The sequence below is a fragment of the Meridianimaribacter sp. CL38 genome, assembly GCF_004328055.1.
Lineage (GTDB): Bacteria > Bacteroidota > Bacteroidia > Flavobacteriales > Flavobacteriaceae > Gaetbulibacter_B > Gaetbulibacter_B jejuensis.
This window is the reverse complement of the sequence record NZ_QKWS01000001.1, coordinates 684,701-707,599: the sequence shown is the minus strand read 5'-3', so window position 1 is coordinate 707,599 and position 22,899 is coordinate 684,701. Positions and strand designations below refer to the sequence as shown.

Genomic DNA, 22,899 nt, shown 5'->3' with positions numbered 1-22,899 from the left:
AATTTTGCAGCGTTCTCAAAAAGGGGTGCCAATAAGTGGCTGAGATCATACCCAATGAACCTAGAACAGGTAATGCTGTTTAGGGACTGTGAATACTTAATGCTGTATCCGGAACAACCTAAAGTATTCTATTTTATAGTTATTTATTAACCAAAGAATAATTACCTCTTTTTATTCGATTATAAACATAATCGTAATGAAAAATTTATTCGCATTTTTAGCATTATTTGTGCTATCTGTCAGTGCATTTTCACAAGAAAAACAAAAAGATTCTACCGAAGTAGAAAAACTAGACGAAGTTCTAGTAAAAGCAGTTCGTGTTGAGGCAACATCGCCAATTACTCACACAAACGTAAAAAAAGAAGACCTTAAAAAACGCAATTTAGGTCAAGACATTCCTGTACTTTTAAATTATTTACCGTCAGTTGTTACTACAACCGATGCTGGAGCAGGAGTTGGTTACACAGGAATTAGAGTTCGTGGTATTAGCTCGCAATCTACTAACGTAACTATTAACGGAATTCCCTATAATGACGCAGAGTCATTAGGAACATTTTGGGTGAATTTAGGGGACTTTGCGTCTTCAGTTGAAAACTTACAATTGCAACGTGGAGTAGGAACCTCTACTAATGGTTCAGGAGCTTTTGGAGCTAGTATTAATGTGCTTACTGATGCAATTTCTGAAAAACCTTATGGCGAAATTTCAAACTCATTTGGTAGTTATAATACTAGAAAACACACCTTAAAGTTTAGCACAGGAAAGTTAAATGACCATATTGAAATTGCAGGTCGTTTGTCTCAAATAAAATCTGATGGATATATAGACAGAGCAACTTCTGATTTAAATTCCTATTTTCTACAAGCAGCTTATGTAGATGCTAATACCTTAATTAAAGCCATTACTTTTTCTGGTAAAGAAATTACCTATCAATCTTGGAATGGATTGGAAGATTTAGAAAAACTAGAAAATGATCGTACCTTCAATACAGCAGGTATGTATACTGACGAAGATGGTAACACACGCTTCTACGACAACGAGGTTGATAATTACCAGCAAGATCACTATCAGCTACACTGGAACCAACGTTACAATAACAATTGGTCAACTAACTTAGGGCTTAACTATACCTATGGTCATGGTTATTTTGAGCAGTATAAAGAAGACGAAAGCTTTTCAGATTATGATTTAGAAGAAATCACTATTGGTGGTGAAACTATCAATGAAACAGATTTGATTAGACGTAGATGGTTAGATAACGATTTTTATGTAGTTAATGCTAACGTTAATTATAAAGACGATGCTATAAATGTTATTTCAGGGTTATCTTATAGTAATTATGATGGCGATCATTTTGGAGAAATAATTTGGGCTCAATATGCTAGTAATAGTGAAATAAGAGACCATTATTATGACGGAAATGGTAAGAAAAATGATTTTAGTGTATTTGCAAAAGCAACCTACAGATTGAATGATAAAGTTAGTTTATATGGTGATTTACAATTACGAAATGTAGGTTATAAAACTTCAGGAGAGACATCAGATAGAGTGCCATTTAATATTGATGAAAACTACAGTTTTTTCAATCCTAAAGCAGGTGTCACGTATAAGTTAAACACAGCAAGTAACCTGTATTTCTCGTATGCTAGAGCTAACAGAGAACCAAAGCGAGATGATTTTGAAAACAATCCAGATGTAAAACCAGAACAGTTAAACGATTTTGAATTAGGTTGGAGATACAGTAAAGAAACCTTTAGACTTAATATCAATGGTTACTATATGCAGTATAACGAGCAATTGGTTTTAACAGGAACTATTGATGATGTTGGTAGTCCTGTAAGAGCCAACAGTGGAGAAAGCTATAGACTAGGTTTAGAAGTTGATGCAGCTTTAGCCATAACGCCTAAGTTCTCAGTGCAACCTAATTTTACCATTAGCTCTAATAAAAACAAAGAAACTGTTGCCTCAATTGATGGCGAGCTAGTAAATCTTGGTAAAACCAATATTTCATTTTCACCAGAGTTTATTGCAGCCAATGCTTTTGTTTTTCAACCAACACCACAGTTTCAAATGTCTTTTTTAAGCAAGTATGTTGGTGAGCAGTTTATGGGAAATACTGATGCTGAGGCTTCAAAACTCGATAGCTATTTTGTTAACGATTTCAATATCATGTATGAAATTAAAACCAATTCTATTTTCAAATCCATAGTGCTAACAGGATTGGTAAACAATGTGTTTGGTAAAAAATATGAGTCTAACGGATATTATTATACCTATGATGATACTTGGTCTAATCCAGGACAAGTTGAAACAATTGAAGGTGCAGGCTTTTATCCGCAGGCAACTACTAACTTTTTAGTAGGAGTAACCTTAAGATTTTAATTAGTAATACTATAGGTGTTACTTCCAGTTGGAGTAACTCTGTATTCTTTAAGACCACAAGGTAATGCTTCGTTAAGAGGCTGACCAATAAACAGGCTATATTCATTTTCATCACCACAACCACACTTAGCATTTGCACCATCAATAGTCATAATTGAGCAACTGCTAGCTGTGTGGCTAGGGTCTGCAGCATCCCATGCTCTTAGTCCTGAGCCAACATTGGTCACAATAATGCCTCCATTACCTTGGTTGGGAATATATACAGAGTTACTCGTAAACTGTAATTGACTGTATTGTGGTAGGTTAAGGTTAATACTTGCGTTAACCCCTAAATTTTGTAAAAAATTGCAGTTGTTGTTATCGTCACTTTTACTGCACGATACCAATAAAGCAAAGGTAAGTAGTGTTAAAAAATTCTTCATAGCATGAATTTATAAGCCTGCAATTTAAACAAAATAAATAGTGAAATAAATATTTTGTATATTTGTGTCATAATCTCGTGTGAGCGAGATTTTTTGCGTTAGTCCCGAGCATAAGCATCGGGATATTTTGAATAAAGTCGCAAAGCTAATTATAAAGTAAACGATGAAGTTATGAGTAAAGTATCTTATTATACTGCTGAGGGATTAAAAAAATTAAGAGAAGAGTTAAACCAACTTAAAGATATAGAACGTCCTAAAGCGTCACAAGCAATTGCCGAAGCTAGAGATAAAGGTGATTTGAGTGAGAATGCTGAATACGATGCAGCTAAAGAAGCTCAAGGTATGCTAGAGATGAAAATTTCTAAGTTAGAAGAAACTTTGGCTAACGCAAGACTTATTGATGAGTCGCAATTAGACACTTCAAAAGTATTGGTATTGTCTAAAGTGAAAATTAAAAACCAAACCAATGGTATGGAAATGACTTATACTTTGGTTGCTGATGGTGAAGCTAATTTAGCACAAGGAAAAATTTCAGTTAACTCTCCAATAGGTAAAGGATTGTTAGGAAAATCTGTAGGAGATGTTGCCGATATACAAGTGCCTAATGGTATAATGAAATTTGATATTTTAGAGATAAGCCGATAAGCTTTCATGACATAATTATTTGCTAAAAGATTCCACATACGTTGGAATCTTTTTATATTTACATATAGTGCAATAACTAAGTAACCTAAAACCTAAAAAATGGCATCCATATTCACAAAAATTGTAAATGGTGAAATACCTTGTTATAAAGTAGCCGAAACTAAAGATTATTTGGCATTTTTGGATGTTAACCCTAATGCAGTAGGACACACGCTTTGTATTCCAAAAATTGAAGTAGATAAATTGTTTGATCTTGACGAAGCGACCTATATAGGTTTAATGGAGTTTTCTAGAAGCGTTGCTATTGCGCTAGAAAAAGCAGTACCTTGTAAACGTGTAGGTGTTTCGGTTATTGGGCTAGAAGTTCCTCATGTACATGTACATCTTATTCCATTAAACTCAATGGAAGATGCTCGTTTTATTTCAAAAGTTGCAATGGATAAAGAAGCGTTTGAAGCTACAGCAAAACGTATTGCTTCGTTTATGTAAACTACCCAAAAACTCCCATAGCAAATAGGACAACTCCTGCTATGATAAGCAAATCTAAAACAATAAGTACCCAAGCTAAGGTTTTTAGCTTTAAAGATTTTGGTTTAGGCTTAGCAGCGCGTTTTTGGTAAGCAACTACTTGTTCAATTTCATCAGTCCAACGTACTGGGAAAATATCAGTATCACAGGTAGAGCAAGACATAGATTGTGTGGTTTCTTCGGTAATGGCTTTGTAAAAAGCGTTTTCAACAAACTGTTGCTTAAAGGTGAGTTGCAATCCATTGTTGGAGTAGCACTCAGGACAATTGTTGTTAAGTTTAACTTCTTTTAGTGTAAAAAACTTTTTAGCCATACTTCAAATGTACTAAACTAATTTTAAACTGATTAACATTGTGGTGCCTTTGCCAATTTCGGACTGTAAGACTTTTATCTTGCCTTTGTGGTAATCTTCAATAATCCGTTTGGATAACGAAAGTCCTAATCCCCAACCACGTTTTTTACTGGTAAAACCAGGTTCAAAAATTTTATTGAATTGGTGTTTTGGAATTCCTTTTCCTGAGTCGCTAATAGTTACTTTTACATATTTACCATCTTCAACTATTGCTATTTTAAGCTCGCCTTTACCTTTCATAGCGTCAATAGCATTTTTCACAAGGTTTTCAATAGTCCAACTGTAAAGTTGAGCGTTGAGGTTTACAAAAATATTAGCATGAGGAGTAGTGATTTCAAAATCTATAAGTTTGGAAGAACGTGCTTTTAAATAATCGTAAGAGTCTAAAGTTTCTTGTACAATATCAGTTTTTTTAAGTGTTGGCACAGAACCAATTTTACTAAAGCGTTCAGTAATGGTTTGAAGCCTATTGACGTCTTTTTCAATTTCTTTTATATAATCTGGATTTACGTTTTCAGAACGTAAAATTTCAGTCCAACCAACTAATGAAGACAATGGTGTCCCAATTTGGTGTGCTGTTTCTTTTGCCATTCCTGTCCAGAGTTTATTTTGTTCAGCATTTTTAGCACTTCGGTAAAAAAAGTAGGCCACAGCTATAAACAGGAAAATAATAAGCAACAATGCCATTGGGTAATACTTCAACTTATTCAATAGAGGAGAGTTGCCATAGTATAGAGTAGAAAAAATCTTGTCTTTGTATTTTATTTCAATAGGTTGATTTTCCTTTTTAAACTGTTCAATTAACTTTTTAGCATATTCAGGATCTTGAATTTTCTCTTCATCAATATTGTTACTGCTGGTTACATTTCCTTTTGCATCCAATAAAATCATTGGAGTAGAGGAGTTGCTTCTTAAAATTTCTAAGGGTAATTCGCCAATGTCGCCATCAAGGTTTGTGGTTTTGGTAATTTCTTTTTGAGCCTTTGACCAATTTTGCATTTTTATTCGCTCTTCTTGTTTAAAATTCTGAAAGAAAATATAGGTATTCCAAAGTATTAGCGAGATAATAATAAAAGAAACTATAATAATGGTCCAGCGTAGAATGTTCTTGTTTGCGGTAAGTGTCATTATAAAATGTTTACAATAATTAAATATAATGCAAATCTGTTAATAATATTGTACATCAACCACTTCAAATCATTTTTATAACAGTACTAATATGGTTACATTTGTGCAAAATCAATGGTGTAATGATATCTTTTGAGCCTAAAGACCTTTCAACAGGAAAACTTCATAGTTATTTATTAAGTGCTGTAGCGCCTAGACCTATTGCATTTGCAAGTACTATAGACAAAGATGGTAACCCAAACTTGTCGCCTTTTAGTTTCTTTAATGTGTTTAGTGCTAATCCGCCAATTATGATATTTTCTCCTGCAAGACGTGTAAGAGATAATACAGTAAAACACACTTTAGAAAATGTTGAAGCTATAAAAGAAGTGGTCATTAATGTGGTGAATTATGATATGGTACATCAAGCATCATTAAGTAGTACCGAATACGCTAAAGGTGTTAACGAGTTTGATAAAGCAGGTTTAACCATGTTAGCATCTGATGTGGTAAAACCCTTTAGAGTAGCCGAATCACCTATTCAATTTGAGTGTAAGGTAAACGATGTTATTAAACTAGGAACCGAAGGAGGAGCAGGTAATTTGGTAATATGCGAAGTGGTTAAATTCCATATTACTGAAGAAGTACTGGACGACAACCAAGTTATAAACCAAGAAAAACTAGACTTAGTTGCTAGAGCAGGTGGAAGCTATTACAATAGAGCTAAAAAAGGATTTTTTGAAATTCCTAAACCACTCTCAACACTAGGTATAGGTGTCGATGCAATGCCTGAAGAAATTAAAAACAGTATGGTGTTGACAGGAAACGATTTGGGTATGTTGGGTAATGTAGAAGAGTTACCAAACCAAAAGGAGATTGACGCATTTATAACCACTGTAAGTGAGCATTACCCAAATATTAAAAACATGTCTCACCACCAAAAGCATAGCATAGCGCGAAACTATTTAAGTTATGGCGATGTAAGTAGTGCGTGGAAGTTATTATTATCATAAGTAAATTAAATATTAGATGGAAATACAAGGAAAAGTAAAAATGATTGGAGAAACCCAAACTTTTGGAAGTAATGGGTTTAGAAAAAGAGAAATTGTTGTAACTACTGAGGAACAATATCCTCAGCATATAATGGTAGAATTTATTCAAGATAAAACCGATTTGTTAAATAACTATCAAGTAGGTCAACCAGTAAAAATAAGCATCAATTTAAGAGGAAGAGAATGGGTTAACCCACAAGGTGAAACCAAGTATTTCAATTCTATACAAGGATGGAGAATTGAAAACTTACAACAAGAAGCCTCTAGTGATATGCCACCAGTACCACCAGCAGAAGCGTTTGAGCCTGCTGGCGATTTAAATGAAGATGACCATGACGATTTGCCATTTTAATTGGCAACCAAAATAAGTGTTAATGAAAATCCCAATGTAAACCCATTGGGATTTTTTATTTTTAATGCATAAAAAAAGCCCTGAATAACTTCAGGACTTTATAATGTGGTTTTAGGTTTGACCTTTACAAACAAACTCAAAAAAAAGCAATGATGAACAAAATTTAATTAGTAAAGGTCTACTCAAATATGGCTAAAAATGTTTGTTTTTCAAAGTGTTAAGCCATATTTAACAGTAAAAAATCAACGAAAACGTTTTAGTAATAATGCACATTTTAAATAAAGACATAGCGTTTCCTGAAATAACCTCGGCATCACCTGAAGGCGTTTTAGCCATTGGAGGCGATTTGTCTGTTGAACGCTTATTGTTGGCCTATAAATCTGGGATATTCCCTTGGTTTAGCGAAGACGAACCTATTATTTGGTGGTCTCCAGACCCAAGATTTGTGCTCTTTCCTGAAAAGCTTAAAGTTTCAAAAAGCATGAAACAAGTATTGCGAAACACCGATTTTGTTATAACCGTAAATCAAGCATTTACACAAGTAATTAAGGAGTGTGCTAAGGCAAAACGCGACGGACAAGATGGAACTTGGATTACCCAAACCATGATTGAAGCCTATACCAAATTACATCAATTAGGTTATGCCAAATCTGTTGAAGTCTGGTTACACAATGAGTTGGTTGGTGGTTTGTATGGTGTAGATGTTGGTAATGGTGTGTTTTGTGGCGAAAGTATGTTTGCCAAAGTAAGTAACGCGAGTAAAGCTGGTTTTATAACCTTTATACAAAACACCAATTACAAGCTTATAGATTGCCAAGTCTATACCAATCATTTAGAGCGTTTAGGTGCTGAAGACATGGATAGAGAGGTGTTTTTAGGGTATTTGTGAAAATCTTTCAACTAAACCTCATCATACCTAAAACAACCCACTTCATGGTCGTTTACCATACCTGTGGCTTGCATATGCGCATAAATAACGGTTGAGCCCACAAACTTAAAGCCTCGCTTTTTTAAATCTTTGCTAATGGCATCACTTAACGCAGTGGTTGCAGGAGCATCCTTGTAGTTTTTAAGCGTGTTTTTTATAGGTTTGCCATCAACAAATCCCCAAATATATTTTGAAAAACTTCCAAACTCTTGCTGCACGTTCATAAATGCTTTGGCATTGGTAACGGTTGCGTTTACCTTTAGTTTGTTACGGATAATACCAGCATCTTGTAGTAAACTATCAATCTTAGCTTGCTTGTAGTTAGCAATGGTTTTATAGTCAAAATTATCAAAGGCTTTTCTAAAGTTTTCGCGTTTGCGTAAAACGGTTATCCAACTCAATCCTGCCTGAAAGGTTTCTAATATTAAAAACTCAAAAAGAGTATCATCGTCATAAACAGGAACTCCCCATTCTTGGTCGTGATAAGCTTCGTAAAGGTCGTCTCCAACACACCAACCGCATCTGTGTTTTGATTGCATAACTTAGTTGTAAGTTTTTTATTATAAATTAGACTTATTCATGACATTAGTCATAAAACAAGAGCGTACAAGATACTATTTTTGCTTTATCAAATATACAATTATGAACCCAAATATAGATACAAAACTATCATACAATCAATACAGAGAGTTGGTTTCTGAATTGGTTGAAAACAAATCAACAACTGGTAACGATACTTCTGAAGCATTGGTGAATTACACGATGCTCAACGACCGAAGAATGAAGCGTTGGGACAAGACCGTAAAAATTTCAGAGGAAGACCAAGCACGTATAAAATCTTTTAAAGGAAATGTTACTTGGGTAGTACTTACCGAGAGTTGGTGTGGTGATGCAGCACATGTAGTGCCTGTGTTAAATAAAATAGCTGAGCTTAACGATGGTATTGAACTACAACTTGTCTTTAGAGATGAAAACGAGGAGTTAATGAATCAGTATTTAACCAATGGAGCAAAGTCTATCCCAAAACTGATTATGACTGATAACGTTACACAAAAAGTTGTGGATACTTATGGACCAAGACCAAGTGAAGCAACTAAATTGGTAAACGATTTTAAAGCAAAACACGGAACACTATCTGCGGAGTTTAAAGAAGACTTACAGCGTTGGTACAATCAAGATAAAGGTAAAACTGTAATTAAAGATGTGTTACAGTTATTAAGAGTCTAATTGAAAACTATAGCTGCCGATTATTTTTAAAAACAATTATAAAAAATAGATAGAAGTGTCAGTTCGAGTATGCCGACAGAAACTGTCGGTATGTATCGAGAACTAGTTTTTTCCTTTAAAGAAAAACGTAATAGAGCCTATTTGCGAATTGTTGGTTGAGGCATCAAAAGTAGCTGATTTTGCATACTCCAAAGCATGTTCGGTTAAACACTCATTTTGAGTTGTAGAAGAACTGTTTATATAAGCATCGGTTACTAAGCCATCAGCATTTACTGTAATGTTTATTACAATTTTACCACTGTCTTCACATAAGTATCTAGGAGTATTATAATCTAGTAATTCTCTTCCTTTTAGAGAGTAGGTTAAAGTACTTATTGCATTTCCTTTTTGATTCTTTTCACGCTTTTCTGGAGAACGCATTGCAAGTACATCGTTTGCTTTTTTATAACGGTTGAGTTCTTCTTTATTAACGGAATAGCCACTAGAACTGTTGTAGGAAGACGATGAGGTAACCACATCATTTAGTTCTTGCGAAGCTTCTTCTTCAAGGGCTTTTGTGGTACGATCAAAGTCATTGGCATTCATGGATTTGAAGTTCTTCATCATTTCCTTGAATTCTTCGTCTTCGTTATAAGCTTGATTAGTCGTTTTTAGTCCTTTTTCCAAAGCTTTTAAAGCTTCAAGTTCTTTAAGCTCTTCTTCGGTAGGAGGTTCTATTTCATAAAAACTTTCAGCAATAAATTCTTGCTGTTTAGTAATATGAAAACTAAACATAGCAAATAGTATGATGCCTGCTAAAAGAACCGTAATTAATGCTGCTTTATGTCGTTCAATCCATTCCAAACGTTATGATTTGTGTACGCAATATATACGTTAAAATAAGGAAAATAGATTAGAAGAGCATAAATTCTAAAAAAAATGATACACTAGATAGCTTTTCGGTTTGTCTAAATCCGAAGCGTTTTCGGCTAAAATCTAACCCAATCAACCACGAGTTTTTAAAGTTGTCATCAAAGGCTTGATATCCAATTCCTAGTTTGTAAAGCGTACCACTTTCAAAGTTTTTGCCTAAGTCTATCATCTTACCATAACCTCCTCTTACAAACACTTTGTCATCAAAATCAAACACATTGTATCTAAAACTTAAGTGTACAGGAAAAAAGTTGAGTTCTTGCTTAAAATAACGGTCATATTCTATGTTTAAACCAATACTTGAGCGTTCGTCAAACTGATAACCTAAAGTGTTATTGATAAAAATAGCGTTTGGGTTTATAAAGGTTTCACCATCGTCATTTCCAATGCTATAATCGTCATTGGTTGTTAATGTAACAGCAGCCGAAACTTTATAAAAAAGACCTCGTGTTTTAATAGTGTCTTGAGAAAATAAAAGGCTAGTAAAAAGTGCAAAGTAGAGTTGTAAAAATAGCTTCATGGTTTTGTTAGGTTTAAAGCTAGTTTGCTATCAATAATTATTCCGAAGCAAGTTGTTCAATAAACTTTTCGGGAGTAACAGCGTTGTCAACACTAAAATCACCAATTTTTGTACGTCTTAAAACCGAAAGGTGAGCGCCAGAGTTTAAGGCTTTTCCAAAATCGTTAGCCAAAGAACGTATGTAAGTGCCTTTGCTGCAAACTACTCTAAACTCCACAGAATTACCATTGATAGAAGTAATTTCAAATTCTGAAATATGTACAGTCCTAGATTTGATTTCAACCGTTTCACCAGCTCTTGCAAATTCATACAAACGCTTACCATCTTTTTTAATAGCCGAAAATACAGGAGGATACTGCTCTATATCACCAATAAATTGTTTGGTGGTTTCGTGTATGAGTGCTTCTGAAATGTGTTCGGTAGGATAGGTTTGGTCAATTTCGGTTTCTAAATCATAAGAAGGTGTTGTACTACCTAAAACAAACGTTCCAGTGTATTCTTTTATCTGACCTTGAAAAATATTGATTTGCTTAGTCATTTTTCCAGTACAAATCACCAATAGTCCTGTAGCCAAAGGATCTAAAGTACCAGCATGACCTACTTTTATTTTTTTTATGTTGAATGCTTGCCTAATTTCCCAACGCAGTTTATTAACGGCTTGAAAGGAAGTCCAGTGCAAAGGTTTGTCAATTAATAAAACTTGACCAGAAAGTACATCGTCTTTAGTCATTATCCAGCGCTATAAGAATAGATTATGGCAATAATACCTACAACAATACAGTATAATGCAAAGTAAGACAATTTACTTTTCTTAACTAAAGCAATCATCCATGTGCAGGCAAAAAGGCCAGTAACAAAAGCAGCAATAAAACCTACACTTAGACTTGTAAAGTTTGAGCTGTCGTAGGTGATGTCACCACTTAAAACGTCTTTTGCTATTTTACCAAAAATTAACGGAACAACCATCAAAAACGAAAAACGAGCTGCTTTGGTTTTATCGTTTCCTAATAATACTGAAGTCGATATAGTTGCTCCCGAACGCGAAATTCCAGGAAGCATTGCAATAGCTTGAGCAAAACCAATTACCAAAGCATTTTTAAAACTCACTTTTTTATTAGTGTCTTTGGCTTTATCGGCTAAATACAGCAAGAAGGCTGTTAATAATAACATGTATCCTACCAATTGAATATTACCGCCAAAAAGTTCAGCCAGTTGTGATTCGTAATTATATCCAATTATAACAGCAGGAATCATTGAGATAACAATTTTGGTGAAAAACTGCATGTCTTCATTCCATTGAAATTTCAGAATACCTTTAATGATGTCCAAAATATCTTTTCTAAAAACAACCATTGTACTTAATGCTGTGGCAAAATGCAGTACAACCGTAAATAGAAGGCTTTCTTCTGGAACTAAATTATCTCCAAGAATGGCTTTTCCTATTTCTAAATGTCCACTAGATGATACAGGTAAAAACTCTGTTAGTCCTTGTATAATACCTAATATAATTGAATCGATAATATCCATGTGCGCAAAAGTACATGAATTTTTTCGTTTGAAAATTTAAAAACAAATGAAAAAATGTTAAGTATTAACAAAGTAGAAACTAAAGCGAAAGAAAGGATGTAGTTCTAACGGATAAACATTAAAAAATAGAAGCTGGGTTTATTTCTTACTGTTTTCTTTATTTGGGTTCAATAAAATAGCATACACTTCAATAGCAAAACCAATTAAGATAAGTGTTGGTGCTAGTCTAATTCTTCTGAAACTAAAAATACTTGGGTCAAAAACGTTTGGGTCATCGCTACCACCACCAGACATTAAAATAAAACCAATGGCTATAAATGCTAAACCTATTAGCATAAACTTGTAGTTTTTCTTCCCGAAAACAAATTCGGCTTTTGCGCTTTCTTTACGTTTTTGTTCTCCCATATTCATTTCCTACCAAAGCAGGAATCTATTTTAATTACTCAAATTCTGTAAAAATAATCTCATCACCTATGGCAAGTTGTGCAATATGTTCTGAGGTGCCTAACCAAAGTTTAGGTAAGTGCAAAGTAACGGTTTTATTTAAAACTTTTGCGTTAAGAGTATCTAAATTTAATCCGCGTTCCAAACCTCTGTTAATGTAAAAGAAGTCGGTTTTGTCATCATGAAACACAATATCATACGATGTACCTTCAGTAATATTGGCAATTTTAGCAGTAACCATAGTACATTCTTCTGGTTTAGGATTATTAATAATGCAAGACCAGAACATTAGAAAAAGGGCAAGGGCAAAAAAAGGAACTGTTCGTTTCATGAATGAAATCTTGGTTGGTTTCATTAAAAACGTAAAAAACCTAGTATTTAGTGTGTTGCGATTTAATAGTACAACTGGTCGGTTTTCAAATTCAAGAAACGTTGTGTGGCAATAAATGTACTAATCCAAGTGATAATTATGCCAAGTATAAAAATACCAGCAAACAATATTGCTAACAACACAGGATTTTGAACAAAGCCAAGATCAGGGAATGTTCGGTTAAGGTAATACAGTACTAAAGCCATGCCAATAAGTGCAACAATAGCTCCTATAACACCAAGTTGAACGCTTTTAAATACAAATGGTCTACGAATAAAAGCTTTGGTAGCACCTACCATTTGCATCGTTTTTATGATAAAACGTTTAGAATAAACAGCTAAACGTATAGAACTGTTAATGAGTAAAACCGCAATTACGGTAAATAATGCACTTACAATCAGTACCCAAAAGGTTATTTTTTTAACGTTGTCATTCATCAATTCCACAAGGTCATTGTCATAACGTATGTCTTCAATAAACTGTTTGTTGGCAAGCTCTTCGGTAATACCATCAAGGGTCTCGTTAGTAACATAATCGGCTTTTAAGTAAACCTCAATGTTGTTTTGTAGCGGATTGTACCCAACAAAATCCATAAAATCTTCACCTGTATCTGCTTTCATAAACTCAGCAGCTTCTTCTTTTGAGACATAAACCGTTTTCTTGGTGTATTCAGCCATGGCTAAACTTTTTTGAAGCTGGTTGATTTCAACCTCTTTAGCAGAATCATTCAAGAAAATAGTAACAACAACTTGCTCTTTAAAATGGTCTGCTACTTTTTTAGCATTTAAAACCAAAAGACCTAAACAGCCTAAAAGAAAAAGAACCAAGGCGATGCTGATAACTACAGAAAAGTATGACGAAATTAATTTTCGTTTTTGGTATCTATCAAAAGATGAACTCATAAATATTGTGGGTTAATGGTGTAAAAATAATAAACAAAACTATTTCCGTAAGGTTTACAACGTTTAATCTTTCAACATTGTTATAATAACCTTAAATTTGAAGCAAAATGCACTTTAAAATCTAGTATTTGCTCCACGATTTAAAAATTTCACGTCCAGGTTTATGGTTTCCAACGCTTTGGATTTATTTGGTGCCATTTAGTTTAGAAACCCATTTTTGGCAAGATTATAATTTCTGGATAGGTTTACTCTTTGTCACTTTTCCGCTTAATTATTTAGTGTATGGCTTAAACGATTATAATGATGTGGAAGCCGATGAAGTCAATGAGCGTAAAGGAAATTTTTTATTTGGAGCAAAATCCACAGCAGAACAACTGGTGTCTATTCCTAAGAAAATAGCAGTAATACTATTGCCTTTTATAATCTATTTTACAGTAGTATCTGGATTAAAAATGCTATTACTTTTAGTGTTTATGATTGTCATAAACATCATTTACAATTTTAAACCTCTCAGAGTCAAAGAACGTCCACCTTTTGAAATATGCATTCAGGTTGGTTATGTATTCACAGCTTTTTTCAGTGTTGTACTTAATGATTTACCAATGTTGCCTTGGCAAACCATTTTATATCTAACATTGTTTGCATTTCAAGCACATATTGCAGGAGAAATCATGGATATTGAACCCGATTTAAAAGCTGGAAAACAAACCACAGCAACATTAATTGGTAGAAAGAACACCAAATTATTAATGCTCTTATTATTGCTTCTAGAAACATTTATTCTAGCATATTGGTTTAAAGACTATGTACTCTCTGCGTTTTTAGCTGTGTTTTCGTTATGGCTTATAGCTGATGTGTTTGTCTGTTTTAAAGAAAAACCATATTCAGTACAACAAATGAAACTCTTTGGATTTGCAATGAATATTTCAGCGTTTTTATCGATGATTTGGGTACTGTATTCAGGAAAACTAATGCAACCTGTTTTTTGATAGCGCTTCCTTTTACAATCGTATAATAAACCTTAAATTTGCACCTAATTTCCAAATTAAGTGCGATTTGTCATTCCGCACTTGATGCGGAATCCATAAAAGCGATAGTAAAAATAAAATACTCACCTTCGAGAGCATTATTATGACATATAATTTCAACGAAATAGAAGCCAAATGGCAAAAATATTGGGCAGAAAACAATACGTTTAAAGCCGAAAACCATAGTGATAAACCAAAATACTACGTACTGGATATGTTTCCTTATCCAAGTGGAGCAGGTTTACATGTTGGTCATCCATTAGGTTATATTGCTAGTGATATTTATGCACGCTACAAGCGTCATAAAGGGTTTAATGTATTGCATCCTCAAGGCTATGATAGTTTTGGTTTGCCAGCAGAACAGTATGCTATTCAAACAGGTCAGCATCCTGCAATCACTACCGAAACCAATATTGCAACTTATCGTCGTCAATTAGACCAAATAGGGTTTTCGTTTGATTGGAGTAGAGAAGTACGCACATCAGACCCAAGCTATTACAAATGGACACAGTGGATTTTTATTCAACTGTTCAACTCGTGGTACAATAACGAGAGCGATAAAGCTGAAAACATTTCAACTTTAATTTCTGTTTTTGAAAAAGAAGGAAATGCAAACGTTAATGCTGCTTGCGATGATGATATTAAAATATTTTCTTCGGAAGAATGGAAAACCTTTTCTTCTGAAAGACAACAAGAAATACTATTGCAATACAGGTTAACGTATTTAGCTGAAACTGAAGTAAATTGGTGTCCTGCTTTAGGAACCGTTTTAGCCAATGATGAAATTGTTAATGGCGTTTCAGAACGTGGTGGACATCCTGTAGTGCGTAAAAAAATGACACAATGGAGCATGCGTATTTCGGCGTATGCAGAGCGCTTACTTCAAGGACTTGATACTATTGATTGGACAGATTCACTTAAAGAAAGCCAACGCAACTGGATAGGGAAATCGGTTGGTGCTAGTGTTACTTTTAATGTCAATAACCATGATGAGAGTATCGAAGTCTTCACCACACGACCTGATACTATTTTTGGAGTGTCGTTTATGACTCTAGCTCCAGAACACGAATTGGTCTCAAAAATTACAACACCAGAACAAAAAGCTGAGGTTGAAGCCTATATTGAAGCGACTTCAAAACGTAGCGAACGCGATCGTATGGCAGATGTAAAAACCATTACAGGAGTGTTTACAGGAGCTTATGCAGAGCATCCGTTTAGTAAAAAACCTATCCCAATATGGATTGGAGATTACGTATTGGCAGGTTATGGTACAGGAGCTGTAATGTCAGTACCTTGTGGTGACCAACGCGATTATGATTTTGCAAAGCATTTTAATATCCCTATTCCAAATATATTTGAAGGTGTTGATATTAGCGAAGCAGCATTTGCCGACAAAGACAATACTGTAATTGCTAATAGTGGTTTTCTTGATGGATTAAACTATAAAAAAGCAACTAAAACAGCTATTTATGAGTTGGAAAAATTAGGCTACGGAAAAGGGAAAACCAATTACCGCTTACGTGATGCTGTATTTAGTCGTCAGCGTTATTGGGGAGAACCGTTTCCTGTGTATTATGTCAACAGCATGCCGCAAATGATAGACGCGCAATACTTGCCTATTACCTTGCCTGAAGTTGAAAAATACTTGCCTACCGAAACAGGTGAGCCACCTTTAGGAAATGCAACCGTTTGGGCTTGGGATACTGAAACCAATACTGTGGTAAGCAATGATAACATAAACAATACCACTGTTTTTCCTCTAGAACTTAACACCATGCCTGGGTGGGCAGGAAGCTCACAATACTTTAACAGGTATATGGATCCACATAATGACAAAGAAATTTTCTCGCAAGAAGCCGTAAATTATTGGCAGCAAATAGACTTGTACATTGGTGGTAGCGAGCACGCTACAGGACACTTGTTGTACGCACGTTTTTGGCAAAAATTTATGTTCGATTTAGGATTAGTACCTGTTGATGAGTTTGCTAAAAAACTCATTAACCAAGGGATGATACTTGGGACGAGTGCTTTTGTATACAAAATCAATTTGAATTTTAAACTAATTCAAACTATTAAGCCTTTGCCAGAAAAAATATTGAAGAATTATGCGAAACCATTTGGTATAGTTAAAGAACAAGAAGGTAGTGTGGACATGAATTATTTTGTGTCAAAATCTATTTACGAGAGTTATAAAGGAGTAAGCCCAAGTGTTGATACCTTAACTTTTATTTTTGATTTCGATAAACAATATTGGATAGATAAAGTATTAAATTTTATTAAAGATAATCTTCAGGATAAGGAGGTTTTGAATTTTTACGATTTTGATTTAGAGTTGATTACTTTTAATTTAAAAGAAACTCATACAGATGTTTCTTTTGTTAATGCTTCAGATGAATTAGATATTGAAGCCTTTAAAAACTGGAGACCAGAATTTAAAGATGCTATTTTCATTGGTGAAAAAGGAGAAATTATTAAAGGAGAAAATGATGTTTACAAGGTTGGTCGAGACGTCGAAAAAATGTCCAAGTCTAAATACAATGTGGTTAATCCAGACCATATTTGTGAAGAATATGGTGCAGATAGTTTACGTCTATACGAAATGTTTCTTGGGCCATTAGAACAATACAAACCTTGGAATACTGCTGGTATCACAGGAGTACATGGATTCCTTAAAAAATTATGGAAGCTCTATCATTCCTCCCTTGAGGGAGGTCAGGAGGGTGTTTTTCACGTCACTGAAGACCAACCGACTAAAGACGCTTTAAAAACCTTACATAAAACCATTAAGAAAGTAGAAGAAGACATCGAGAACTTCTCGTTTAATACTTCGGTATCTACGTTTATGATTGCAGTTAATGAGTTAACCGCTCAAAAATGTACTAGTAGAGCAATTTTAGAACCTCTAATTGTGTTAATCTCACCTTATGCACCACATATCGCTGAAGAGTTATGGAGCAAATTAGGACATAACCAGTCGATTGCTACTGCACCTTTTCCAGAGTATGACGAAAAGCATTTGGTAGAAAGCAGTAAGGTATATCCAATTTCGTTTAATGGTAAAAAACGTTTTGAACTAGAGCTACCATTAGATATGAGTAAAGAAGATATTGAAAAAACAGTGATGGCTCATGAAAAAACACAAGATCAACTACAAGGACGCACACCTAAAAAAGTGATTGTGGTTCCTGGGAAGATTGTGAATATTGTAGGCTAGTTCTTGTCATTATAAGGAACAAAGTGACCTAGTAATCTCATTAAATTCTTAATCAAAAGATTGCTTCTTTTGTTAGTAATGACAGTAGTGGTATGACAAAATTTCTTAACTTAAATTTGGCTTATTTTTTGCTAGATTAGTATTAAATTTACACTATTAAACTTTAAAAAGATGATTGGATATTATATATTAATTGGAGCAATTGCTCTGGTAAGTTGGTTAGTTAGTAATCAATTAAAACAAAAGTTTGCCAAATATTCTAAAGTAAGATTACGCAACGGAATGACAGGACGTGAGATTGCGGAAAAAATGTTGGCAGACAACGGTATTTATGATGTTGAGGTTATTTCGGTAGCTGGTCAACTAACAGACCATTACAACCCAAAAAACAAAACAGTAAACCTTAGTGAGCCAGTGTACAACCAAGCTAACGCAGCTGCTGCAGCTGTTGCAGCACACGAGTGTGGGCACGCAGTACAGCATGCACAAGCCTATAGCGCTTTAGGGATGCGTTCAGCATTAGTACCTATTGTAAGTGTAACTTCTGGGATGTCACAATGGTTAGTAATAGGAGGTTTAATACTTGGTGCAGCTGCTGGTGTAGGATTAGGATATTGGGTTGCTGTTGCAGGATTAGTATTTATGGGTTTTGCAACCTTATTTAGCTTTATTACGCTACCTGTAGAGTATGATGCTAGTAATAGAGCGTTAGCTTGGTTAAAAGCAAAAAACATGGTAACTCCTGAAGAATATAAAGGCTCTGAAGATGCGCTTAAGTGGGCAGCTAGAACCTATCTAGTAGCAGCAATTGGTGCTTTAGCTTCATTGCTATATTGGGCACTTCAAGTATTTGGCGGAAGAGATTAAAACATAAAATAACAACAAAAAAGCCTCTGAATTTTCAGAGGCTTTTTTTATACTTTTATTTGTCTGTCAATTTGCTGTTGAAGCGATATAAAGGTTTCAGTTCGTGATACACCAGAAATAGATTGTATTTCTTTATTAAGAACTTGCATTAGGTGCTCATTGTCTTTACACAGTATCTTTACAAAAATACTCCAGTTACCAGTTGTGTAATGACATTCCAATACTTCAGGTATCTTTTGTAATTGTCGTACAGCTTCTGGGTTACTAACGGCTTTATCTAAGTATATACCTATAAAAGCCATAGTAGTATATCCTAAAACCTTAGGATTGATTACAAACTTTGATCCCGAAATTAACTTAGACTTTTCAAGTTTTCGTAACCTTTGATGAATAGCAGCTCCTGAAATACCTACTTGTCTTGCTATTTCAAGAATGGGTGTTCTTGCATCTTCCATTAAGGCACGAAGAATTTTTTTGTCTATACCATCAATATGGATATTTTGATTTACAACTTTCATTAGGTTTTAAATAGAAATTATAAAACATAAAAGTAGTAAATACATTTAGATTTGTAATGCTTTGGACTATAAGTTTAAAGGATTGTAACCAAGATACGGCACATCGTATTCTTTAAACTTAATATCATACGCTTCCAACTCTTTTAAAATAGGCTCATACACTTCTTTGTTGATAGGTATTTGAACACCAGGAGTTGTAATTTTTTCATTTAAAATCGCCAAGGTAGCAATAGCCACAGGTAAGCCAACAGTTTTAGACATTGCTGTAAACGTCTGGTCTTCACCAATTGTTACCATTGTAGAGTCTATTTGGTGTTTTTTACCGTTAAGCTCGTAACCAAACTTGTGATACATTACAATCATGTCTTTATCCTCTTCGGCAAGTGTCCAACTATCCATTAATATCTTTTGAAGTATTTGTGCAGGCGTTGCTTTTTTAAGCTCAACCATTTTACTAGCACTAAAGATATCTAGTTCAATAAGTTTGTCCCAAACTATATCGTCTTGGTCAATCTTTAAAGCATGTCTAAACTTTAATTCAACCGAATCTGTTGGGCTGTAAGGTAAAAAGGCGTTTACAAAATCGCGATAGCTCATGTTCTCACTATCATCTATAGTATAGCTGTCGTCAGTCATCCCTAAAAGCACAAACATGTTCCACGCACGAGAAAACCCTACACGACGCATTGTACCTCTGTAAAGTGTTTTAATATCATCTAGTCCATACACGCTTTGGTATTTTAAAGAATCTCTATTAGCATATGCTTCAAAACGTCCATAGCCTTCAACGTCCAAAAATTCTGTTCTTCTAAATAATCGGTTATAAGGAATGTATTTATACGTGCCTTCCTGAAGAAATTTTGCAGCACCACCTTGTCCTGCAACAACCACGTTTCTTGGGTTCCAGGTAAACTTGTAATTCCATAGGTTATTATCGCTTTCAGGAGCAACCAAACCACCAGTAAACGATTCAAATAAAATCATTTTACCACCTTTTTCACGTATGCTATCAATTACTTTCATAGCACTCATGTGGTCAATTCCTGGGTCAACACCTATTTCGTTCATAAACACCAAGCCTTTATCTCTAGCAGCTTTGTCTAAACTTTGCATTTCATCGCTTACATAAGATGCAGTAACCATATTTTTACCAAACGAAATACAATCTTTAGCAACTTCTATATGGTATCTTGCTGGAAGCATAGATACAACAATGTCGGCATTTTGAATAGCTGTTTCTCTAGAGTGTTTGTCAAACACATCTAGCACAATAGCTTGAGCATTTTTGTGGTCGCCAATTAACTTTTTGGCACTAGAATAGTTGATGTCTCCAACAATTATAAGAAGGTTTTCAGATTCAGATTTTTCAAGTAAATATTTTATAAGATAGGATGCAGATTTTCCTGAACCAATAACTAAAATCTTTCGCATAATGGGATTTGTTGAGTAATTTTGTGTTCACGAATGTAGTAAATAGAATGTGCAATAAAAACCCAAAGATTAAATTTATATGAACAAGTCTATATTAATTACCGCTTCCATATTAGGAATTTTAAGCATTGTACTTGGTGCATTTGCAGCACATGGTTTAAAGTCACTTATTTCTGCCGAAATGATTGATACTTTTGAAACAGGAGTAAAATACCAAATGTATCATGCTATTCTATTATTGTTTGTAGGAAGCACAACTCTTGTAACCCAAAAGGCTAAGAAAACCATCTTTTATTTGGTGCTTGGTGGAGTGTTGTTTTTTTCGGGTTCAATTTATGGTTTGGCAACTAATGTATTGTCTTCGTTTGATTTTAAAAGCATAGGGTTTATTACACCAATAGGAGGATTGCTACTTATACTTTCATGGGTTGTTTTGTTGATAAACTTTTTAAAACTTAAAAAGGATTAAAAAGCTATTTTAGTGACAGTTTTAAAATATTGTTTTAGCTTTGCACAATTAAAACAACACAAAAAATTATGGTAAACCATACTCAAACTACGAAATCGATTTCGTTAGAGCAATATGGCATTAAAAATGCAAAAGTAAATTATCAGTTGTCTCCTGACGAACTTCAGGATGCGGCAATTTCTAAAAAGCAAGGTGTAGAAACATCTAATGGAACTTTAGCTGTAAACACAGGTGAGTTTACAGGACGATCGCCTCAAGACCGTTTTATTGTAAAAGATGCCATTACCGAAGACAAGGTATGGTGGGGAAATATCAATATTCCTTTTGAGTCGGACAAATTCCAAAAACTGTACGATAAGGTTACTGATTACCTTTCGGAAAAAGAAGTTTTTGTTAGAGATAGCTATGCTTGTGCTGATGACAATTACAAGTTGAATATTCGTGTAATTAATGAATATCCATGGAGCAATATGTTTGCTTACAACATGTTTTTGCGTCCTACTGAAGCTGAATTAGAAAACTTCTCACCAGAGTGGACTATAGTTAATGCACCTGGTTTTATGGCAAACCCAGAGGTTGATGGTACACGTCAACACAACTTTGCTATTTTAGACTTTACAAGAAAAATAGCCTTAATAGGAGGAACAGGATATACAGGAGAAATTAAAAAAGGAATTTTCTCTGCGTTGAATTTTATACTTCCTGTATTTAAAAACACTTTACCAATGCACTGTAGTGCTAATGTTGGAAAAGATGGAGATACAGCAATTTTCTTTGGACTGTCAGGTACTGGAAAAACTACACTTTCTACCGATCCTGATAGAAGTTTAATAGGTGATGACGAACATGGTTGGACAAGTGAAAACACTGTGTTTAACTTTGAAGGTGGTTGCTATGCAAAAGTTATAAACCTTTCGCAAGAGCAAGAACCAGAAATTTTTAATGCTATTAAAAAAGGAGCTATACTAGAAAATGTGATAATAGATGATAAAGGTGAAGTTGATTTTGCCGACACATCAATTACTCAAAACACACGTGTTAGCTACCCAATTTATCATATTGAAAATATTAAAAAGCCATCAATAGGAGAAAACCCAAAAAATATATTCTTCCTTACTGCTGATGCTTTTGGAGTTTTGCCTCCAATTTCTAAATTAACACCAAGTCAGGCAGCATACCATTTCATTTCAGGATATACTGCAAAAGTAGCAGGTACTGAAGCTGGAGTTGTTGAACCTGTACCAAGTTTTTCAGCTTGTTTTGGAGCACCTTTTATGCCTTTGCATCCTACTAAATATGCTGAAATGTTAAGCAAAAAGATGAAAGAGTCTGGAGTTAATGTTTGGTTAGTAAACACAGGTTGGACAGGTGGACCTTATGGTGTTGGTACAAGAATGAAGTTAAAATACACTCGTGCTATGATTAATGCTGTTTTAAATGGTGATTTAGGACTGTATAATTATGACGATTACCATATTCACTCAGTATTTGGAGTGGCGCAACCAAGAAGTTGTCCAGGAGTTCCAACTGAGGTATTGAGTCCAAGATCAACTTGGAACAATGATGAAGCATACTACACTACAGCATTTAAGTTATCTAACGCTTTTAGAGAAAACTTTAAAAAGTTTGAATCTTATGCAAGTGAAGAAATAAGAAGAGGTGGACCACAGCGTTATGCCTTTTAATTAATCAAGGCTAATTCAT

The 22,899-nt window shown here is 34.4% G+C and carries 25 protein-coding genes and 1 riboswitch; of the genes, 12 read left to right on the top strand and 13 right to left on the bottom strand.

The window, feature by feature from the left end:
- Positions 1 to 11: 11 nt before the first annotated feature.
- A riboswitch (TPP riboswitch) is annotated at positions 12 to 103 on the top strand.
- Positions 104 to 196: 93 nt separating this feature from the next.
- Positions 197 to 2,380 carry a TonB-dependent receptor gene (locus tag DMZ43_RS03240; protein WP_131506194.1) on the top strand — a complete coding sequence of 728 codons (2,184 nt, stop codon included), beginning with the start codon at positions 197 to 199 and terminating at the stop codon, positions 2,378 to 2,380.
- Here DMZ43_RS03240 and DMZ43_RS03235 read toward each other — a convergent pair.
- Complete coding sequence (locus DMZ43_RS03235; RefSeq protein ID WP_129759544.1) at positions 2,377 to 2,802, bottom strand: hypothetical protein; 426 nt, start codon at positions 2,800 to 2,802, stop codon at positions 2,377 to 2,379. The two genes, DMZ43_RS03240 and DMZ43_RS03235, sit on opposite strands and share 4 nt — an antisense overlap.
- A 171-nt stretch (positions 2,803 to 2,973) precedes the next feature.
- On the opposite strand from DMZ43_RS03235, the gene greA reads away from it, so the two are divergent.
- On the top strand, positions 2,974 to 3,447 hold the full coding sequence (gene greA, locus DMZ43_RS03230; RefSeq protein WP_129759543.1) for a transcription elongation factor GreA: 474 nt from the start codon (positions 2,974 to 2,976) through the stop codon (positions 3,445 to 3,447).
- 99 nt (positions 3,448 to 3,546) lie between these two features.
- Positions 3,547 to 3,936 carry an HIT family protein gene (locus tag DMZ43_RS03225; RefSeq protein ID WP_131506193.1) on the top strand — a complete coding sequence of 130 codons (390 nt, stop codon included), beginning with the start codon at positions 3,547 to 3,549 and terminating at the stop codon, positions 3,934 to 3,936.
- A 1-nt stretch (position 3,937) separates the two neighbouring features.
- Here the strand turns inward: DMZ43_RS03225 and DMZ43_RS03220 are convergent, their stop codons facing one another.
- The gene (locus DMZ43_RS03220) at positions 3,938 to 4,288 is read right to left on the bottom strand and encodes a hypothetical protein (RefSeq protein WP_131506192.1); all 351 of its coding nucleotides are present in this window, start codon (positions 4,286 to 4,288) and stop codon (positions 3,938 to 3,940) included.
- Positions 4,289 to 4,300: 12 nt separating this feature from the next.
- The gene (locus DMZ43_RS03215) at positions 4,301 to 5,455 is read right to left on the bottom strand and encodes a PAS domain-containing sensor histidine kinase (protein WP_131506191.1); all 1,155 of its coding nucleotides are present in this window, start codon (positions 5,453 to 5,455) and stop codon (positions 4,301 to 4,303) included.
- A 122-nt stretch (positions 5,456 to 5,577) separates the two neighbouring features.
- Between DMZ43_RS03215 and DMZ43_RS03210 the strand changes: the two genes are divergently transcribed.
- The 3 genes from DMZ43_RS03210 (at position 5,578) to aat (ending at position 7,727) form a co-directional block, all read left to right on the top strand.
- Positions 5,578 to 6,447: a flavin reductase family protein gene (locus DMZ43_RS03210; protein ID WP_131506190.1), complete on the top strand. Its 870-nt coding sequence runs from the start codon at positions 5,578 to 5,580 to the stop codon at positions 6,445 to 6,447.
- A 16-nt stretch (positions 6,448 to 6,463) separates the two neighbouring features.
- Positions 6,464 to 6,838, top strand: a complete 375-nt coding sequence (locus DMZ43_RS03205; RefSeq protein ID WP_129759538.1) for a DUF3127 domain-containing protein — start codon at positions 6,464 to 6,466, stop codon at positions 6,836 to 6,838.
- Between the two features lie 265 nt (positions 6,839 to 7,103).
- The gene (gene aat / locus DMZ43_RS03200; protein WP_131506189.1) at positions 7,104 to 7,727 is read left to right on the top strand and encodes a leucyl/phenylalanyl-tRNA--protein transferase; all 624 of its coding nucleotides are present in this window, start codon (positions 7,104 to 7,106) and stop codon (positions 7,725 to 7,727) included.
- Positions 7,728 to 7,738: 11 nt separating this feature from the next.
- Here aat and DMZ43_RS03195 read toward each other — a convergent pair whose 3' ends face one another.
- Positions 7,739 to 8,305: a DNA-3-methyladenine glycosylase I gene (locus DMZ43_RS03195; protein WP_131506188.1), complete on the bottom strand. Its 567-nt coding sequence runs from the start codon at positions 8,303 to 8,305 to the stop codon at positions 7,739 to 7,741.
- 103 nt (positions 8,306 to 8,408) lie between these two features.
- On the opposite strand from DMZ43_RS03195, the gene DMZ43_RS03190 reads away from it, so the two are divergent.
- Positions 8,409 to 8,993 (top strand): thioredoxin family protein, encoded by a 585-nt coding sequence (locus DMZ43_RS03190; RefSeq protein ID WP_238155761.1) that lies wholly within the window; start codon positions 8,409 to 8,411, stop codon positions 8,991 to 8,993.
- Between the two features lie 102 nt (positions 8,994 to 9,095).
- Here the strand turns inward: DMZ43_RS03190 and DMZ43_RS03185 are convergent, their stop codons facing one another.
- The 7 genes from DMZ43_RS03185 to DMZ43_RS03155 all read right to left on the bottom strand — a co-directional run bounded on the left by DMZ43_RS03185 (position 9,096) and on the right by DMZ43_RS03155 (position 13,668).
- On the bottom strand, positions 9,096 to 9,836 hold the full coding sequence (locus DMZ43_RS03185; protein WP_131506186.1) for an energy transducer TonB: 741 nt from the start codon (positions 9,834 to 9,836) through the stop codon (positions 9,096 to 9,098).
- A gap of 49 nt (positions 9,837 to 9,885) precedes the next feature.
- The gene (locus DMZ43_RS03180; RefSeq protein WP_131506185.1) at positions 9,886 to 10,425 is read right to left on the bottom strand and encodes a hypothetical protein; all 540 of its coding nucleotides are present in this window, start codon (positions 10,423 to 10,425) and stop codon (positions 9,886 to 9,888) included.
- A gap of 37 nt (positions 10,426 to 10,462) precedes the next feature.
- Positions 10,463 to 11,155 (bottom strand): tRNA pseudouridine(55) synthase TruB, encoded by a 693-nt coding sequence (gene truB / locus DMZ43_RS03175; protein ID WP_131506184.1) that lies wholly within the window; start codon positions 11,153 to 11,155, stop codon positions 10,463 to 10,465.
- Positions 11,155 to 11,952 (bottom strand): undecaprenyl-diphosphate phosphatase, encoded by a 798-nt coding sequence (locus tag DMZ43_RS03170; RefSeq protein ID WP_131506183.1) that lies wholly within the window; start codon positions 11,950 to 11,952, stop codon positions 11,155 to 11,157. Before DMZ43_RS03170 ends, truB begins: the two co-directional genes overlap by 1 nt.
- A gap of 138 nt (positions 11,953 to 12,090) precedes the next feature.
- Complete coding sequence (locus DMZ43_RS03165; protein ID WP_129759530.1) at positions 12,091 to 12,357, bottom strand: DUF3098 domain-containing protein; 267 nt, start codon at positions 12,355 to 12,357, stop codon at positions 12,091 to 12,093.
- 34 nt (positions 12,358 to 12,391) lie between these two features.
- Positions 12,392 to 12,727 carry a hypothetical protein gene (locus DMZ43_RS03160; RefSeq protein ID WP_131506182.1) on the bottom strand — a complete coding sequence of 112 codons (336 nt, stop codon included), beginning with the start codon at positions 12,725 to 12,727 and terminating at the stop codon, positions 12,392 to 12,394.
- A gap of 62 nt (positions 12,728 to 12,789) precedes the next feature.
- Entirely contained in the window at positions 12,790 to 13,668 is an 879-nt protein-coding gene (locus DMZ43_RS03155; protein ID WP_129759528.1) for an ABC transporter permease, read from the bottom strand.
- Positions 13,669 to 13,796: 128 nt separating this feature from the next.
- On the opposite strand from DMZ43_RS03155, the gene DMZ43_RS03150 reads away from it, so the two are divergent.
- From DMZ43_RS03150 to DMZ43_RS03140, 3 genes are all read left to right on the top strand, one after another.
- Positions 13,797 to 14,657, top strand: coding sequence for a UbiA family prenyltransferase (locus DMZ43_RS03150; RefSeq protein ID WP_131506181.1), 861 nt, complete (start codon positions 13,797 to 13,799; stop codon positions 14,655 to 14,657).
- 142 nt (positions 14,658 to 14,799) lie between these two features.
- On the top strand, positions 14,800 to 17,910 hold the full coding sequence (locus DMZ43_RS03145; RefSeq protein ID WP_131506180.1) for a leucine--tRNA ligase: 3,111 nt from the start codon (positions 14,800 to 14,802) through the stop codon (positions 17,908 to 17,910).
- Positions 17,911 to 18,081: 171 nt separating this feature from the next.
- Positions 18,082 to 18,777, top strand: coding sequence for a zinc metallopeptidase (locus DMZ43_RS03140; RefSeq protein WP_131506179.1), 696 nt, complete (start codon positions 18,082 to 18,084; stop codon positions 18,775 to 18,777).
- Positions 18,778 to 18,824: 47 nt separating this feature from the next.
- On the opposite strand, the gene DMZ43_RS03135 is transcribed toward DMZ43_RS03140, so the two are convergent.
- Entirely contained in the window at positions 18,825 to 19,295 is a 471-nt protein-coding gene (locus DMZ43_RS03135; RefSeq protein WP_129759525.1) for an Lrp/AsnC ligand binding domain-containing protein, read from the bottom strand.
- Positions 19,296 to 19,361: 66 nt separating this feature from the next.
- Positions 19,362 to 20,726 (bottom strand): saccharopine dehydrogenase family protein, encoded by a 1,365-nt coding sequence (locus tag DMZ43_RS03130; RefSeq protein WP_131506178.1) that lies wholly within the window; start codon positions 20,724 to 20,726, stop codon positions 19,362 to 19,364.
- A 79-nt stretch (positions 20,727 to 20,805) separates the two neighbouring features.
- On the opposite strand from DMZ43_RS03130, the gene DMZ43_RS03125 reads away from it, so the two are divergent.
- Together DMZ43_RS03125 and pckA are read left to right on the top strand one after the other, a co-directional pair.
- On the top strand, positions 20,806 to 21,195 hold the full coding sequence (locus DMZ43_RS03125; RefSeq protein WP_131506177.1) for a DUF423 domain-containing protein: 390 nt from the start codon (positions 20,806 to 20,808) through the stop codon (positions 21,193 to 21,195).
- A gap of 68 nt (positions 21,196 to 21,263) precedes the next feature.
- On the top strand, positions 21,264 to 22,880 hold the full coding sequence (gene pckA, locus DMZ43_RS03120; protein WP_131506176.1) for a phosphoenolpyruvate carboxykinase (ATP): 1,617 nt from the start codon (positions 21,264 to 21,266) through the stop codon (positions 22,878 to 22,880).
- Positions 22,881 to 22,899: the final 19 nt, after the last annotated feature.

What these genes read in the sequence shown, in the direction of transcription:
- DMZ43_RS03240 (WP_131506194.1), top strand. Translation starts at nt 197, where the DNA reads ATGAAAAATTTATTCGCATTTTTAGCATTATTTGTGCTATCTGTCAGT.
- DMZ43_RS03235 (WP_129759544.1), bottom strand. Translation starts at nt 2,802, where the DNA reads ATGAAGAATTTTTTAACACTACTTACCTTTGCTTTATTGGTATCGTGC.
- greA (WP_129759543.1), top strand. Translation starts at nt 2,974, where the DNA reads ATGAGTAAAGTATCTTATTATACTGCTGAGGGATTAAAAAAATTAAGA.
- DMZ43_RS03225 (WP_131506193.1), top strand. Translation starts at nt 3,547, where the DNA reads ATGGCATCCATATTCACAAAAATTGTAAATGGTGAAATACCTTGTTAT.
- DMZ43_RS03220 (WP_131506192.1), bottom strand. Translation starts at nt 4,288, where the DNA reads ATGGCTAAAAAGTTTTTTACACTAAAAGAAGTTAAACTTAACAACAAT.
- DMZ43_RS03215 (WP_131506191.1), bottom strand. Translation starts at nt 5,455, where the DNA reads ATGACACTTACCGCAAACAAGAACATTCTACGCTGGACCATTATTATA.
- DMZ43_RS03210 (WP_131506190.1), top strand. Translation starts at nt 5,578, where the DNA reads ATGATATCTTTTGAGCCTAAAGACCTTTCAACAGGAAAACTTCATAGT.
- DMZ43_RS03205 (WP_129759538.1), top strand. Translation starts at nt 6,464, where the DNA reads ATGGAAATACAAGGAAAAGTAAAAATGATTGGAGAAACCCAAACTTTT.
- aat (WP_131506189.1), top strand. Translation starts at nt 7,104, where the DNA reads ATGCACATTTTAAATAAAGACATAGCGTTTCCTGAAATAACCTCGGCA.
- DMZ43_RS03195 (WP_131506188.1), bottom strand. Translation starts at nt 8,305, where the DNA reads ATGCAATCAAAACACAGATGCGGTTGGTGTGTTGGAGACGACCTTTAC.
- DMZ43_RS03190 (WP_238155761.1), top strand. Translation starts at nt 8,409, where the DNA reads ATGAACCCAAATATAGATACAAAACTATCATACAATCAATACAGAGAG.
- DMZ43_RS03180 (WP_131506185.1), bottom strand. Translation starts at nt 10,425, where the DNA reads ATGAAGCTATTTTTACAACTCTACTTTGCACTTTTTACTAGCCTTTTA.
- truB (WP_131506184.1), bottom strand. Translation starts at nt 11,155, where the DNA reads ATGACTAAAGACGATGTACTTTCTGGTCAAGTTTTATTAATTGACAAA.
- DMZ43_RS03170 (WP_131506183.1), bottom strand. Translation starts at nt 11,952, where the DNA reads ATGGATATTATCGATTCAATTATATTAGGTATTATACAAGGACTAACA.
- DMZ43_RS03165 (WP_129759530.1), bottom strand. Translation starts at nt 12,357, where the DNA reads ATGGGAGAACAAAAACGTAAAGAAAGCGCAAAAGCCGAATTTGTTTTC.
- DMZ43_RS03160 (WP_131506182.1), bottom strand. Translation starts at nt 12,727, where the DNA reads ATGAAACGAACAGTTCCTTTTTTTGCCCTTGCCCTTTTTCTAATGTTC.
- DMZ43_RS03155 (WP_129759528.1), bottom strand. Translation starts at nt 13,668, where the DNA reads ATGAGTTCATCTTTTGATAGATACCAAAAACGAAAATTAATTTCGTCA.
- DMZ43_RS03145 (WP_131506180.1), top strand. Translation starts at nt 14,800, where the DNA reads ATGACATATAATTTCAACGAAATAGAAGCCAAATGGCAAAAATATTGG.
- DMZ43_RS03140 (WP_131506179.1), top strand. Translation starts at nt 18,082, where the DNA reads ATGATTGGATATTATATATTAATTGGAGCAATTGCTCTGGTAAGTTGG.
- DMZ43_RS03135 (WP_129759525.1), bottom strand. Translation starts at nt 19,295, where the DNA reads ATGAAAGTTGTAAATCAAAATATCCATATTGATGGTATAGACAAAAAA.
- DMZ43_RS03130 (WP_131506178.1), bottom strand. Translation starts at nt 20,726, where the DNA reads ATGCGAAAGATTTTAGTTATTGGTTCAGGAAAATCTGCATCCTATCTT.
- DMZ43_RS03125 (WP_131506177.1), top strand. Translation starts at nt 20,806, where the DNA reads ATGAACAAGTCTATATTAATTACCGCTTCCATATTAGGAATTTTAAGC.
- pckA (WP_131506176.1), top strand. Translation starts at nt 21,264, where the DNA reads ATGGTAAACCATACTCAAACTACGAAATCGATTTCGTTAGAGCAATAT.